The sequence below is a fragment of the Caballeronia sp. 11_S32 genome (assembly GCF_056930355.1).
The window spans coordinates 255,570-269,627 of the sequence record NZ_JBXOWH010000001.1; the positions used below are offsets into that span (position 1 = coordinate 255,570).

A 14,058-nucleotide genomic window follows, 5' to 3' on the forward strand; every position below is an offset into this window, starting at 1 on the left:
CGAACCCGCGGCCCAACGACCGTCACACGACGGTGCGGTTTTTCTTGAAGGAGATGAACGTGCGAGCTTCTGACATCATGACGACTTCGATCATCACCGCCAGTCCGGACATGTCCGTGCGGCAGGCCGCGGGGACGATGGTGTTCGCCGGCATCAGCGGGATGCCCGTCGTCGACGAGTCCGGCAAGCTGCTCGGCATGATCACGGAGGGCGATCTGATGCATCGCGCGGAGATCGGGACCGGCGTGAAGCAGCGCGCGTGGTGGCTCGAACTGGTCGCGTCGACGAGCGAGCTGGCGACGCAGTACGTGAAAGAGCATGCGAGGAAGGTCAGGGATGTGATGACCACCGACGTCACGACCATCACCGAGTCATGCCCGGTCGGGGATATCGCCGAGCTGCTGGATCGCCGCCATATCAAGCGCGTGCCGGTCATGCGCGACGGCAAGGTGGTCGGCGTCGTGAGCCGCGCCAACCTGATCCGCGCGCTCGTGACGATGGCGCCCGAGGTGCCCGCCGTGGCGGAGAACGGCGATCACGCGATCCGCGAAGACGTTCTTGCCGCCATGGCAGGCCAGCCGTGGGCGATGGCGCGCGAGAACGTCATCGTCGAGAACGGGACGGTGCATCTGTGGGGGCCTGTTGTCGGCGCGGAGGAAGGCAATGCGATTCGCGTCACGGCCGAGAATGTCGCGGGCGTCAAGGACGTCGTCACGCACTTCGGACGTCCGCCGTCGGATCCGTCGCTGGGCTAGCACCGACAATCGTTCGCCAACGGCCGGGAGGAACCCGATGCGCGCCTATGTCTCGCTGCCTGTCCTTGCGTCAATGCTCTTCCTCGCCGGCTGCAATACGCCGCCCATTCCGCCGGGCAAGTCGGTCGACATACCCACGGCGCTGCAGAATGTCCTGGACGGACTGTGCAATTTCAAGAAGGCTCAGGCCGAACACAAGCAGGACTATGGCGTCAAGATCGATTCGATCACCGTCGAGCTCGACCTGACCGTCGATGGCGCGCAAACCCCGCCCGTGGCGGTCGCGCCGGATATCAAGTTCATCCCGACGGTCAGCTACGGGCACATCATCACGGCCAACACCGGGAGCAGACTGCTCGTTTCGCTGAAGAACGTCGATGGCGCCAGCGGATCGGCCATGCGTTGCGGCGCGTCCGCGTCCGCGTCCACGTCTGCTCCCGCTCCCGCGTCCTCGCCTGCGCCCGCTCCCGCGAAATAGGGCGATGCGAACCCGCGCGGAACGTCGCTATGCCGCGGTCGGAGTAAACTGTTTTTGCGGCATCCTTGCCGTAAAAGGAGGTTGCGATGAGATTCGCCGAGTTGTTCAAGCGACCGAAGCGGGGCGCCACGAGCGTTCATGCGGATGAAGCAGAGCCTCATCACGAGGAACATGCGAAGTCGGCGCAGAAGCAGGCGAAAAAGCTGTGGGATGTGATCGGCCGCAATCGCCATAAAAGCGCGAAGTGGCACTAGCAATAACACGGCTTCACGCCTCGTATGACGCGTGCCCGGGAAGCGAAGATCCTGGGCCGCGAACCGCAACCCGGTTTTAAGCTTTCAACCTCCCAATATACGGGACGACCCGAATTGCTCCAAATCACGAGCCCGTCCTAATATCAGTTCCCGCTGCTAATCGCGGCCAGAGGTACCCCCGGGTCATGCGTCCTGAAGTGCGAGTGCTGAAGCCGATCGCCACGATTCACGCGGTCCGCAGCCGGCGCAGACCTATACCATCTATTCGAACGATCGGGAGACAGGTATGCTCAGCGCCCACGAATTTGCCACACTCATGCTCGTCAAGGATGCCGCCGATCAGATCGTCGACCGGCACGAACTCGACACGCTGCTCGAGCGCCAGCTGGTCGCAATGGAGCAGCTCGTGAGCGGCGCCACACTGCCGCGCATCACGGAAGACGGCGATTCATTGCTTCGCGCGGTGCGCCGCGTGCATTGAGCCATCGCGAGGGCATTTAGCCCGCCGCAGCACGTAACGACGCTGCAAGGCCAGCTATCGCATGACGATGACGGCATGCTGATTGCGCGCACCCTTCGCTCCGAAGATGGCTGCGCGAACCTCGCCCATGGTCCCGCACCGTTGCGCCCGGCTACCTTTTGGCCATCCGCAGATCATGTCTTCCTGGACAGAGGAGCGCCAACATGCTTACGCAGAAAACGAAGGATATCGTCAAAGCCACTGCGCCCGTGCTGGCCGAGCACGGCTATCCCATCATTCAGCGTTTCTATGAGAGGCTGTTTCAGGCTCATCCCGAGTTGAAGAACGTCTTCAACATGGCGCATCAGGAGCAGGGCCAGCAGCAACAGGCGCTCGCGCGGGCGGTCTATGCCTATGCGGAGAACATCGAGAACCCGGAAAGCCTTGCGGCGGTGCTGAGAAACATCGCGCACAAGCATGCGAGTCTCGACGTGCGCGCGGAACATTATCCGGTCGTCGGCGAGCAGCTTCTGGCCGCGATCAAGGACGTCCTCGGAGACGCGGCCACCGAAGAGATCATCGCGGCTTGGGCTCAGGCCTACGGCAATCTCGCCGACGTGCTGATGGGCCTGGAAAGCGAGTTGCGCGAAAAATCGGCAGCGCAGCTCGGTGGATGGAACGGCTGGCGGCGTTTCGTCGTGAAGGAGAAGCGCCCTGAAAGCAGCGTGATCACGTCATTCGTGCTCGAACCGGTGGACGGCCAGCCCGTCATGAATTTCGAGCCCGGCCAGTTCGTCAGCGTCGCGGTGAAGGTGCCGGCATTGAATCTGCAGCAGATCCGTCAGTACAGCCTTTCGGATATGCCCAATGGCCGCAGCTATCGCATCTCGGTCAAGCGCGAGGATGGGGACGCGACGCGGCGGCCCGGCTATGTGTCATCGCTGCTGCATGAGCATGTCGGCGTGGGCGATGAACTCGATCTCGCCGCGCCGTTCGGCACGTTCTATATCGACGTGAACGCGACGACGCCGATCGTGCTGATCAGCGGCGGCGTCGGCCTCACGCCGATGGTGAGCATGCTCAAGCGCGCGATACAGAACCCTCAGCGGCAGGTCGTCTTCGTGCATGGAGCGCGCAACAGCGCGGTGCACGCGATGCGCGACCGGCTCCGGCAGACCGCGGCGACGTATGCGAACTTCAAGGCGGTCATCTACTACGATGACCCGTTGCCCACCGATGTGCAGGGCACGGATTACGACCGCAAGGGCTTCATCGATCTCAATGAACTGAAAGACCTTATTCTGCAGCCGGATGCGGACTATTACATCTGCGGTCCCATTCCGTTCATGCGGATTCAGCACGATGCGTTGAAGGCGCTGGACATTCCTGAAGCGCGGATTCACTACGAGGTTTTCGGTCCGGATCTGTTCGCCGAATAATGGCCTGCGTGTGGATGAATGCGCAAAAAAGCCGGGCCGTCGAGCGGCCCGGCTACGCTTCGAGATGTTCAGATATCCCCGATCTTGAACGGGAATTCGAAATTCCATCCGCTGTTGATCAACTGGACGTACTCGAGATATTGCGCATGCGCGGTGTTTTGAGCGGCGACGAGATGCCCTGGCAACGGCGCCTGCAATTCGTTCGGCAGAATCTCCGGCATCAATTGATGATCGAGCGCGCGCATGGTCGTCATGAAGCGCCTATCTTGGTATCCGTGCTCGCCATAATTTGCGTGCGCCTGTCCGGTCTCTTGACTGCTGCTTGATACGCAGCAGCCAACGGTCACGAGGTGCGTCAAGTCGCACAACAACTAAACAGAAGAAGCAGTGTGGTGATCGAACTTGCATGGGGGATGCTGATCGCCGACTTGGGTGCGAGCTATGTGTGTTGGAAGCTGAGGGTTCCCGGTCGGAAGGATCAGGGGCGTCCGGTTTAAGGTGGCGGGAATCGTGCCCTGATGAAAGGGCACGATAGAACGTCTGCCTGGTAATACTAATTACCCACCGATACTGGCACCCAAGACGCCAGGAATAGCGACGACGTTATTGCCTTCGATATTAGATTGGTTGATCGAATCCACGTTCTTGGATGCGCCCCCAGCGAGCGGATTGAGTGATTTTTGCAGATCGATGCGCGAAATTTTGTTCATGACAGCGACGGTGGAGGAAGGGGCTGAAGTTGATGAATTCGCTTATGAACCGACGCTGTATGGCCTCGCGAAAAGCCGTTGGCCGTTTTGGCTTGAGTGGGTGTCGAATAGGAAATGGCATCATCGCTGATGAAGCGATCAACACGAATCGATATATCTTTAGCGCTTCTTATCGGATAGGCAACCGCCTCCTACCCGGTGTTGCACGGGTATGCGCCTTTCCTCCTTTCCATCCGAGCGCGCAATTCATTTGCTTAGCACGATTCCTCGTTTAACCCGCAAGACACGCGTTGCTAACATCGCCAGCATCGACATCGGCGACGATGTCTTCGCTCAACGAGGAAACACGCATGTCCGACCGCAAGAAAGCATCCTTCGTCCCCGCGCGCCGCCGCACGCTCTTCATGCTCGCCGCGCTCGGTGCAGGGCTTTCGGGCGGATTCGCTTCACACGGCGCGCACGCGGCCGATGCGCCGAAGTCCTTGCGCATCGGCTATCAGAAGTACGGCAACTTCGTCGTGTTGAAGGCGCGCGGCACGCTCGACAAACGTCTCGCCGCACAGGGCGTCACCGTGCAATGGCTCGAATTCCCCGCCGGGCCGCAATTGCTCGAAGGGCTCAACGCGGGCGCGGTGGATATCGGCACGGTCGGCGAGACGCCGCCGATCTTCGCGCAGGCGGCGGGCGTCGACTTCGTGTATATCGCTCACGAGCCGCCCGCGCCGCATGCGGAAGCCATCGTCGTGCCCAAGGATTCGAGCATTCGTTCAGTCGCCGACTTGCGCGGCAAGAAGATTGCGCTGAACAAGGGATCGAACGTGCATTATCTGCTCGTCGAGGCGCTCAAGAAGTCGAAGCTCGCGTGGTCCGACATTCAACCGGTCTATCTCGCGCCCGCCGATGCGCGCGCCGCCTTCGTGCAAGGCAGCGTCGATGCATGGGTCATCTGGGACCCGTATCTCGCCGCCGTCGAAAAGCAGGCGGGCGCGCGGCAGCTCATCGACGCGAGCGGCATCGTGCGCAACGTGCAGTATTACCTCGCGACGCGCAAGGTCGCGACCGCGCAGCCGCAACTGGTGCATGCGGTGCTCGAAGAGCTCGATCAGGTCGATCGCTGGGCGCGTGACAACGTGCCGACGGTTGCCGCGCAGTTGTCGCCGCTGGTCGGGCTCGACACGGGCATTCTCGAAACGGCCTTGAGGCGCACGTCCTATGGCGTGCAGCCGATCGACCCCGCCACGCTCGCCTACCAGCAACAGATCGCCGATGCATTCACCGAGCTCAAGCTCATCCCGAAGAAGCTCGATGTGACCGAGGCGCGCTGGAACGTCGCCTGAGCTTTTCGCGCCACTCATCCCTTACACGACGAATTGACAAGGCAGATTCCGCGATGAATGTTTTCTGGTTCATTCCCACACACGGCGACAGTCGCTATCTCGGCACATCGCAGGGCGCGCGCGCCGCGAATTACGACTACTTCCGCCAGATCGCGGTGGCCGCCGATACGCTCGGCTACGAAGGCGTGCTGCTGCCCACGGGCCGTTCCTGCGAGGACGCCTGGGTCGTCGCGTCGAGCCTCATTCCCGCGACGAAGCGCCTCAAGTTTCTCGTCGCGATCCGTCCGGGGCTGAGCTCGCCGGGTCTCTCGGCGCGCATGGCATCGACGTTCGATCGTCTCTCGAACGGGCGTCTGCTCATCAATGTGGTGACGGGCGGCGATCCGAACGAGCTCGCCGGCGACGGCGTTTTCCACGATCACGATACGCGCTACGAGATCACTGACGAGTTCCTCACCATCTGGCGCGGCCTGCTCGAACAGTCGCACGAAAACGGCAGCTTCGATTTCGACGGCAAGCATCTGCAATCGCAGGGCGGCAAGGTGCTGTATCCGCCGGTGCAGAAGAAGCATCCGCCGCTGTGGTTCGGCGGCTCGTCGGCGGCGGCGCACGAGATCGCGGCGAAGCACATCGACACGTATCTCACGTGGGGCGAGCCGCCCGAGGACGTCGAAAGGAAACTGGCCGACATCCGCCGCCGCGCCGCCGACGAAGGCCGCACGATCAAATTCGGCATCCGCCTGCATGTGATCGTGCGCGAGACCGAGCAGGAAGCATGGGCCGACGCCGACAAGCTCATCGGCAAGCTCGACGATGAAACCATTCGCCGCGCGCAGGCCTCCTTCGCGAAGATGGATTCGGAAGGCCAGCGCCGCATGGCCGCGTTGCACGGCGGCAGGCGCGACAAGCTGGAGGTGTATCCGCATCTGTGGGCGGGCGTCGGGCTCGTGCGCGGCGGCGCGGGCACCGCGCTCGTCGGCAATCCGGAGCAGGTCGCCGGCCTGATGAAGCAATATGCCGAGCTGGGTATCGAGACCTTCATTCTCTCCGGCTATCCGCATCTGGAAGAGTCGTATCGCTTCGCCGAGCTGGTGTTTCCGCTGCTGCCGCGTCAGCAGCGCGAGCAGCCGGCCGGGCCGTTGTCCGGGCCGTTCGGCGAAGTTATCGGCACCTCGGAACTGCCGCGCGCATCGGCATCATGAAGCTGGAAGCCATCGCTCGCCGCGCGTTGCCGTGGCTCGTGCCGTTGATGATTCTGGCCGCGTGGGAAGCGGCCGCGCGCACCGGCGGACTTTCATCGCGCGTGCTGCCCGAGCCGCTCGCGGTCGTGAAGGCGGCGTGGTCGCTGATCGAATCGGGCGATCTGTGGGCCAACGTGAAGGTCAGCGCGGGCCGCGCGCTCGCGGGCTTCGCGATGGGCGGCGGCATCGGCTTCGTGCTGGGTCTCGCGACGGGTCTCTTCAGGCCCGCCGAAGTCGCGCTCGATTCGACCGTGCAGATGATCCGCAACATCCCCGCGCTCGCGATGATCCCGCTCCTGATCCTGTGGTTCGGCATCGGCGAGGAAGCGAAGCTCGTGCTCGTCGCGCTGGGCGTGTTCTTTCCGGTCTACGTCAACACGTATCACGGCATACGCTCGGTGGATCGCGATCTGATCGAGATGGCGAGGAGCTACGGCCTCACCGGCTTCGCGCTGTACCGGCATGTGATTCTGCCGGGCGCGTTGCCGTCGATTCTCGTCGGCGTGCGTTTCGCGTTCGGGCTGATGTGGGTGATGCTGATCGTCGCCGAGACGATCTCCGCGCAGTCGGGCATCGGCTATATGACGATGAACGCGCGCGAGTTCCTGCAAACCGATGTCGTGGTGGTCGGCATCCTGCTGTATGCGCTGCTCGGCAAGCTCGCCGACATGGCCGCGCGCGCGATCGAGCACGCGACCTTGCGCTGGCATCCGGCGTATCAAACGAAGGCGCAATCATGACCGTGATGAATTCGACGCTGTCCGCCAATGCCGACAGCTTCACGCAGACCTTGCCACGCACGCAGCCGATCGCGCGCGCGCCGTTCGCGGGGCGCGATCTCGCCGTATCGCTGCGCGGCGTGGAGAAGCGCTTCGGCGAGCGCAAGGTGCTCGATCAGCTCGACTTCTCGATCGAGCGCGGCAGCTTCGTGTCGATCGTCGGACGCAGCGGCTGCGGCAAGTCGACCCTGCTGCGGCTCATCGCCGGTCTCGATCAGCCGACGGGCGGCGTCGTGCAGCGCAACGCCGCCGCGACATCGAACGAACTGCAGATCCGCATCATGTTTCAGGACGCGCGCCTGTTGCCGTGGAAGAGCGTGCTCGACAATGTGATGATCGGCCTGCCGCGAGCCAGGCGCGACGAAGCCCGCGCGACGCTCGCCGAAGTGGGTCTCGCCGAGCGCGAGAAGGACTGGCCGTCGCGTCTGTCGGGCGGGCAGCGTCAGCGTGTGGCGCTGGCACGGGCGCTCGTGCATCGGCCGGATCTGCTGCTGCTCGACGAACCGCTCGGCGCGCTCGACGCGTTGACGCGCATCGAGATGCAGGGTTTGATCGAACGCCTGTGGCGCGAACACAAGTTCACCGCGCTGCTCGTCACGCATGACGTGCAGGAAGCGGTGTCGCTCGGCGATCGCGTCGTGCTGATCGAAGCGGGGCGTATCACGCTCGATACCGATGTCTCGTTGCAAAGGCCGCGCACGCGCACGGCGCCGGGCTTCGCGGAACTGGAAGAGCAAGTGCTTTCACGCGTGCTTCGGCGCGCCTGACCGGGCGTTTCCCAACAAAAGGCTATGCCTCCAGCGGCACCGCGCTCACACACTTGAGCTCATCGAGACAGACGCTCGATTTCACACCGCTCACGCCGGGAATGCGCATCAGCGTATCGAGCAGAAACTCCGACAAGCCTTTGAGATCCCGCGCGATCACCTTCAGCATGTAATCGATATCGCCGGTGACGGCGAAGCACTCCTGTATCTCCGCGAGCTTGCCGACGACGCCCTTGAACTTCGCCAAGTCGCGCACGTGGCCGCGCTCCATCGTGACCTGAATGAAGGCGACGACGCCGAAGCCTAGCACCTGCGCGTCGAGCCGCGTCTCGTAGCCCTTGATCACGCCCAGCTCCTCCAGCCGCCGATGACGCCGCAGCGTCTGTGCCGGCGACAGATTGATCGCCTCCGCCAGTTCGAGATTGGAAATGCGTCCACGGGACTGCAGAATCCCGAGCAAACGCAGGTCGATACGATCGATCTCGATAGTCTGCAATTTAATTTCTCCGAAGCCCGTATTCAGGAAATCCAGATCCGCAAACTAGGGTTTGTCTGCGCATCTTAGGAAATCATATTGTGCGGCAACAAATTTACACTGATTCCCCTAAATCGAGCGGGGACGCACGCGGTTCGAGGCGTCCGGAATCCACCGCAGCACACAAGGAGAGAGACACGTGGCACATGAGGGACACGGCACGCTAAAACGCGGCCTGAAGAACCGTCACATACAGCTGATCGCGCTGGGCGGCGCGATCGGGACAGGGCTGTTTCTCGGCATCGCCCAGACGATCAAATCGGCGGGGCCATCGGTGCTGCTGGGTTATGCGATCGCGGGCATCGTCGCCTTTTTCATCATGCGGCAACTGGGCGAGATGGTCGTCGACGAGCCCGTCGCGGGTTCGTTCAGCCACTTCGCGGACAAATACTGCGGGCGATACGCGGGCTTCCTGTCGGGCTGGAATTACTGGGTGCTCTACATTCTCGTGTCGATGGCCGAGCTTTCGGCCGTGGGCATCTACGTGCAGTACTGGTGGCCGGGCATTCCCACATGGGTTTCCGCGCTCGTCTGCTTCGGCCTCATCAACGCGATCAATCTCACGAGCGTGAAGTCGTACGGCGAGCTGGAGTTCTGGTTCGCGATCGTGAAGGTCGTGGCGATCGTCGGCATGATCGGCTTCGGCGGCTATCTGCTCTTCTCGGGCAATGCCGGGCCGGAAGCGAGCGTGACGAACCTGTGGCGTCATGGCGGCTTCTTCCCGAACGGCGTCTCGGGTCTCGTGATGGCGATGGCCGTCATCATGTTCTCGTTCGGCGGGCTCGAACTCGTGGGCATCACGGCGGCCGAAGCGGATGATCCTTCGCACACGATTCCGCGCGCGACCAATCAGGTGATCTATCGCATTCTGATCTTCTACGTGGGCGCGCTCGGCGTGCTGCTTTCGCTGTATCCGTGGGAGAAGGTCGTCACCGGCGGCAGCCCGTTCGTGCTGATCTTCCACGCGATGAACAGCAACTTCATCGCGCACGTGCTCAATGCGGTGGTGCTCACGGCGGCGCTCTCGGTCTATAACAGCGGCGTGTACTGCAACAGCCGCATGCTCTACGGTCTCGCCCAGCAGGGCAATGCGCCGCGCGCGCTGTTGACGGTCAACAAGCGCGGCATTCCGCTGATCGCGCTCGGCGTCTCGGCCATCGCCACGGCGGCGTGCGTGCTGATCAACTATCTGATGCCGGGCAAGGCGTTCGAATTGCTGATGGGTCTCGTCGTGTCGGCGCTCATCATCAACTGGGCGATGATCAGCCTCATCCATCTGCAATTCCGCCGCGCGAAAGCGCGCGCCGGCGAAACCACCGCGTTCAAGAGCTTCGGCTATCCGCTCACCAACTATCTGTGTCTCGTGTTTCTCGCGGGCATTCTGGTCGTGATGTGCCTGATTCCCGATCTGCGCCTCTCGGTCTATCTGATCCCGGTGTGGCTCGCCGTTCTCGGCGTGGGTTACATCGTTCGCAACCGGCGCGCGAGTGCAGCGTTGCCATCGCGCGTGGCGTCGCGTTAAAGGAGACTCTCATGTTCGAACACATCGATGCCTATCCTGGCGATCCGATCCTCTCGCTGAACGAAGATTTCGCGAAGGACCCGCGCGATGACAAGGTCAACCTGAGCATCGGGATCTACTACGACAACGAAGGCCGCATTCCGGTGATGCGCGCCGTGCGCGAGGCCGAGGCGCAACTGCTTTCGGAACCCGCCGCGAAGCCATATCTGCCGATGGCCGGTTTCGCGCAATACCGCGATGCCGTGCAATCGCTCGTCTTCGGCGACGATTCGCCCGCGCGCGCCGAAGGCCGCATCGCGACCGTGCAAACGCTGGGTGGATCGGGTGCGCTGAAAGTGGGCGCGGACTTCATCAAGCGCTATTTCCCGGACTCGCAAGTCTGGGTGAGCGATCCGACGTGGGATAACCATCGCTTCATCTTCGAGCGCGCGGGCTTCATCGTCGGCACGTATCCGTACTACGACGAAGCGACCGGCGGCCTGAAGTTCGATGCGATGCTTTCGGCCATCCGGGATCTGCCCGCGCGCAGCGTCGTGCTGCTGCACGCGTGCTGCCACAACCCGACGGGCGTCGATCTGAACGATGCGCAATGGGTGAAGCTGATCGAAGCGATCAAGGCGCGCGGACTGCTGCCGTTCATCGACATGGCGTACCAGGGCTTCGGCGCGGGACTCGATGCCGACGCCTTCGCGATTCGCGAGCTGGTCCGCCAGAACGTGCCCGCGTTCGTGGCCAATTCGTTCTCGAAGAACTTCTCGCTGTATGGCGAGCGTTGCGGCGCGCTTTCGGTGATCTGCGAGTCGGCGGATTCGGCGGCGCGCGTGCTCGGTCAGTTGACGGGCGCCGTGCGCGCGAACTACAGCAACCCGCCGACGCACGGCGCGAAGATCGTCGCGCGCGTGCTCGCGACGCCCGCGCTGCGGCAGGCATGGGAAGACGAGCTTGCATCGATGTGCACGCGCATCGCGCGCATGCGTGGCGAAATCCACGCGCGCCTGCGCGGCAATGTGCCGGACGCGATGCTCGCGCGTTATCTGGACCAGCGCGGCATGTTCACCTACACGGGTCTTTCCGCTGCACAGGTCGATATGCTGCGCGAACGGCACGGCGTCTATCTGATCCGCTCGGGCCGCATGTGCGTCGCGGCGTTGAACGAGCGCAATGTAGAAGCAGCCGCGACGGCCATCGGTGAAGTGCTGGCGGCAGAAATCGTCTGACGAAGCCGCTCATTTCCGGCTCATTCTGCGCGGGCAGACTGCATTCATCGTTCATGAAGGAGGGATGCAGTCATGGAAACCGGAAAGAAAGCGGCCTTTCGGCCTTATGTCGATGTCCTGCTCGATCAGCTCGAAGCGCACGCCGATCGCGCGGTGCTGCGCTATCTCGACGAGGACGTGACGGGCGCCGCGTTTCGCGCGTCGATCTATCGCTATGCGCGGGCGCTGGCATCGTTCGGCATCGGACGCGGCGCGCTCGTCGCCATGTTCGCGCCGAATCGACCCGATGCGCTCGCCATTCGCTACGCGACGAACCTGCTCGGTGCGGCGACGATGTTCCTGCCCGCCATCGCATCGGCGGAGCATCGCGCGGCGTTCGTGACGCGCATGCAGCCGACGCTGCTCGTCGCGTTCGCGCAAACCGCGCATCTCGTGCCCGAGCGCTGCGGCGCGCAACGCGTTTATGTCGGGACAGGCCCGGCGCGTTTGCGGCTCGACATTCGCGCGTGCGTCCAGTGTGATTCTCCGATGCAAAGCAACGCGATGCCCGATGATCTCGCGGTGATCGTCTCGTCGGGCGGCTCGACCGGCGTGCCGAAAGCGAGCCGCCGCAGCTTCGCCGCGTACTCGGCGCTGGTGAGCGCGCCGAGCCCCGCGGACCGCCGTCAGCTCGTCAACGGGGCGCTCGCTTATCTGTCGCAGGTGCTCGTCGACAACACGTTGATGGGCGGCGGCACGGTCGTGCTGAAGCCTCGCTACGATCCCGTCGCCACGCTCGCGACGATCGAGGCCGAACGTATCACCGACGTATTGCTGGTCGAGCCGCAACTCTTCGAGACGATGGATCACCCGGACGCTCGCCTGCGCGATTTGTCATCGTTGCGCTCGATCGCGCACATCGGCGGATCCGCGCCCGCGATCTTGCGGCGGCGCGCGATCGCGCGGTTCGGCCCGGTGCTCACGCATATGTACGGCGCGAGCGAAGCGGGGCTCGTGAGCGTGCTGTCGCCATCGGACTATCTTGCCGATGCGAGCTTGCTGGACAGCGCGGGGCGCATCCGGCCCGGCGTCGATGTGCGGATTCGCCGCGCAGGCGGCATGTTCGCGCGAGAAGGACAGCACGGTGCGATCGAAGTGAAGTCGGCGGCGGTGGCGCAGGGATACTATCGTCAGCCGATCGAGGCGGCGCAGAAGTTCCGCGACGGCTGGTGCCTCACGGGCGATATCGGCTTCATCGACGAGAAGCTCAATCTGCATGTGCTCGGGCGCGCGGGCGATGTCGCCGAGATGGACGGTGCCGTCATCGGCCCGGCGCACATCGAAACGCCGCTGTGCGCGTTGCCCGATGTGCGCTATGCGCGCGCCGTGGCATCGGGCGATGCCGCACGCGGCTATGTGTGGGACGTCGTGGTCGTGCCTTGGCGAGGCAAGGGCGTCGATATGGCGCGTTGCAGGCGCACGCTCGAATCGGCGTGCGGCGCGCGTGTCGCGAAGGCCGTGCGGATGGCCGCCGTGCAACGCGTGCCGCTCACCGAGCAGGGCAAGGTCGATCGCGGCGCGATCGCGCTCCTGTGCCGCGATGCTTCGAACGCTGGCGTCGAAGAGGAAGCCGCATTCAGCGCGTAGCGCAACCGGCCGCGCGTCTCGCCTTCAGCAACTCGAGCATGACGCGGTCGCGTTCCGTCTCCATCGATTCTGAAGACCGGTCCGCGAGCGCCGCCTTCATCTCATCGACGACCTTGCGCTGCAGTTCGGGCGTCAGTCGCGGCGCGCCGAGGTCATCCCACCAGCTTTGCATCGGCGGGCCGAGGTGATCGAGCGTGTGCTGAATGCCGCCTTCGCCGCCAGAGAGATGCAGATTCGCGAACGGCCCGAGCACCGCCCATCGCAGGCCGGGACCATAGGCGATGGCGTCGTCGATGTCCGCGACGCTCGCGGCGCCGATCGACACGAGATGAAACGCCTCGCGCCAGAGCGCCGCCTGCAGGCGATTGGCGATGTGGCCCATCATCTCCTTCCGCGGATGAATGGGGCGCTTGCCGATCGCGGTGTAAAACGCCATCGCGCGTTCGAGCGACGCGGCGGATGTCGCCTCGCCGCCGATCACTTCCACGAGCGGGATCAGATGCGGCGGATTGAACGGATGCCCGAGCACGACACGCTCCGGATGCCGGCACGCCTGCTGCATGCGGCTCATCAAAAGCCCCGACGTGCTCGACGCGATCACGATATCCTCGGGAAGCGCCGCATCGATTCGTCTCAGCAGATCGAGTTTCAGGTCTTCGCGCTCGGGCCCGTTCTCCTGTACGAACTGCACGCCGGACAGCGCGCTTTCGAGATCGTCGTGGAACGTGAGATTCGACGGCGAAGCGTCTTTCGCCAGGCCGATTTGCTCGAGCGTCGGCCAATGCCGCGCGATGGCCGCCATCAGCCGCTCGCGCGCGCCGGGCGCCGGATCGGTCGCCGATACGCGCAGCCCGCGCGCCAGAAAATACGCGGCCCAGCTTGCACCGATCACGCCCGTGCCGACGACCGCCACGCTTTCGACCCTGCTCGCTTTCATG

The 14,058-nt window shown here is 63.6% G+C and carries 16 protein-coding genes; 12 read left to right on the plus strand and 4 right to left on the minus strand.

The genetic code is table 11. The features are described 5' to 3' along the window. The first annotated feature begins 59 nt into the window (after nt 1–59). From AC1Z32_RS01225 to hmpA, 5 genes are all read left to right on the plus strand, one after another. Nucleotides 60–755: a CBS domain-containing protein gene (locus tag AC1Z32_RS01225; protein WP_483476892.1), complete on the plus strand. Its 696-nt coding sequence runs from the start codon at nt 60–62 to the stop codon at nt 753–755. A 37-nt stretch (nt 756–792) separates the two neighbouring features. Then, nucleotides 793–1,233, plus strand: coding sequence for a hypothetical protein (locus AC1Z32_RS01230; RefSeq protein WP_483476893.1), 441 nt, complete (start codon nt 793–795; stop codon nt 1,231–1,233). Nucleotides 1,234–1,319: 86 nt separating this feature from the next. Next, nucleotides 1,320–1,487: a hypothetical protein gene (locus AC1Z32_RS01235; protein ID WP_483476894.1), complete on the plus strand. Its 168-nt coding sequence runs from the start codon at nt 1,320–1,322 to the stop codon at nt 1,485–1,487. A 286-nt stretch (nt 1,488–1,773) separates the two neighbouring features. Further along, complete coding sequence (locus tag AC1Z32_RS01240) at nt 1,774–1,968, plus strand: hypothetical protein (RefSeq protein WP_062610422.1); 195 nt, start codon at nt 1,774–1,776, stop codon at nt 1,966–1,968. Nucleotides 1,969–2,171: 203 nt separating this feature from the next. Beyond that, a complete protein-coding gene (gene hmpA / locus AC1Z32_RS01245) occupies nt 2,172–3,386 on the plus strand; it encodes an NO-inducible flavohemoprotein (protein ID WP_483476895.1) in 1,215 nt (404 codons plus the stop codon). Nucleotides 3,387–3,454: 68 nt separating this feature from the next. Here the strand turns inward: hmpA and AC1Z32_RS01250 are convergent, their stop codons facing one another. Further along, a complete protein-coding gene (locus AC1Z32_RS01250; protein WP_483476896.1) occupies nt 3,455–3,640 on the minus strand; it encodes a hypothetical protein in 186 nt (61 codons plus the stop codon). A 303-nt stretch (nt 3,641–3,943) separates the two neighbouring features. Further along, nucleotides 3,944–4,096: a hypothetical protein gene (locus AC1Z32_RS01255; protein WP_483476897.1), complete on the minus strand. Its 153-nt coding sequence runs from the start codon at nt 4,094–4,096 to the stop codon at nt 3,944–3,946. Nucleotides 4,097–4,386: 290 nt separating this feature from the next. Here AC1Z32_RS01255 and AC1Z32_RS01260 point away from each other — a divergent pair, with 290 nt between their 5' ends. Genes AC1Z32_RS01260 through AC1Z32_RS01275 form a run of 4 tightly spaced genes read left to right on the plus strand, consistent with a single transcriptional unit; the run spans nt 4,387 to nt 8,220 of the window. Continuing rightward, the gene (locus AC1Z32_RS01260) at nt 4,387–5,433 is read left to right on the plus strand and encodes a sulfonate ABC transporter substrate-binding protein (RefSeq protein ID WP_483476898.1); all 1,047 of its coding nucleotides are present in this window, start codon (nt 4,387–4,389) and stop codon (nt 5,431–5,433) included. A gap of 53 nt (nt 5,434–5,486) precedes the next feature. After that, nucleotides 5,487–6,635: an FMNH2-dependent alkanesulfonate monooxygenase gene (ssuD, locus tag AC1Z32_RS01265; protein ID WP_483476899.1), complete on the plus strand. Its 1,149-nt coding sequence runs from the start codon at nt 5,487–5,489 to the stop codon at nt 6,633–6,635. Then, complete coding sequence (ssuC, locus tag AC1Z32_RS01270) at nt 6,632–7,414, plus strand: aliphatic sulfonate ABC transporter permease SsuC (RefSeq protein ID WP_483476900.1); 783 nt, start codon at nt 6,632–6,634, stop codon at nt 7,412–7,414. The genes ssuD and ssuC overlap by 4 nt, the downstream gene beginning before the upstream one ends. Before the next feature lie 5 nt (nt 7,415–7,419). After that, on the plus strand, nt 7,420–8,220 hold the full coding sequence (locus AC1Z32_RS01275; protein WP_483478176.1) for an ATP-binding cassette domain-containing protein: 801 nt from the start codon (nt 7,420–7,422) through the stop codon (nt 8,218–8,220). Between the two features lie 22 nt (nt 8,221–8,242). On the opposite strand, the gene AC1Z32_RS01280 is transcribed toward AC1Z32_RS01275, so the two are convergent. Beyond that, nucleotides 8,243–8,716, minus strand: a complete 474-nt coding sequence (locus tag AC1Z32_RS01280) for an Lrp/AsnC family transcriptional regulator (protein ID WP_483476901.1) — start codon at nt 8,714–8,716, stop codon at nt 8,243–8,245. A 178-nt stretch (nt 8,717–8,894) separates the two neighbouring features. On the opposite strand from AC1Z32_RS01280, the gene AC1Z32_RS01285 reads away from it, so the two are divergent. The 3 genes from AC1Z32_RS01285 to AC1Z32_RS01295 all read left to right on the plus strand — a co-directional run bounded on the left by AC1Z32_RS01285 (nt 8,895) and on the right by AC1Z32_RS01295 (nt 13,120). Continuing rightward, nucleotides 8,895–10,277 (plus strand): amino acid permease, encoded by a 1,383-nt coding sequence (locus tag AC1Z32_RS01285; RefSeq protein WP_483476902.1) that lies wholly within the window; start codon nt 8,895–8,897, stop codon nt 10,275–10,277. Nucleotides 10,278–10,288: 11 nt separating this feature from the next. Beyond that, nucleotides 10,289–11,494: an amino acid aminotransferase gene (locus AC1Z32_RS01290; RefSeq protein ID WP_483476903.1), complete on the plus strand. Its 1,206-nt coding sequence runs from the start codon at nt 10,289–10,291 to the stop codon at nt 11,492–11,494. 72 nt (nt 11,495–11,566) lie between these two features. After that, nucleotides 11,567–13,120, plus strand: coding sequence for a class I adenylate-forming enzyme family protein (locus AC1Z32_RS01295; RefSeq protein WP_483476904.1), 1,554 nt, complete (start codon nt 11,567–11,569; stop codon nt 13,118–13,120). Here AC1Z32_RS01295 and AC1Z32_RS01300 read toward each other — a convergent pair. Then, nucleotides 13,110–14,057 carry a 3-hydroxyacyl-CoA dehydrogenase NAD-binding domain-containing protein gene (locus AC1Z32_RS01300; protein ID WP_483476905.1) on the minus strand — a complete coding sequence of 316 codons (948 nt, stop codon included), beginning with the start codon at nt 14,055–14,057 and terminating at the stop codon, nt 13,110–13,112. The two genes, AC1Z32_RS01295 and AC1Z32_RS01300, sit on opposite strands and share 11 nt — an antisense overlap. Nucleotide 14,058 lies beyond the last annotated feature (1 nt).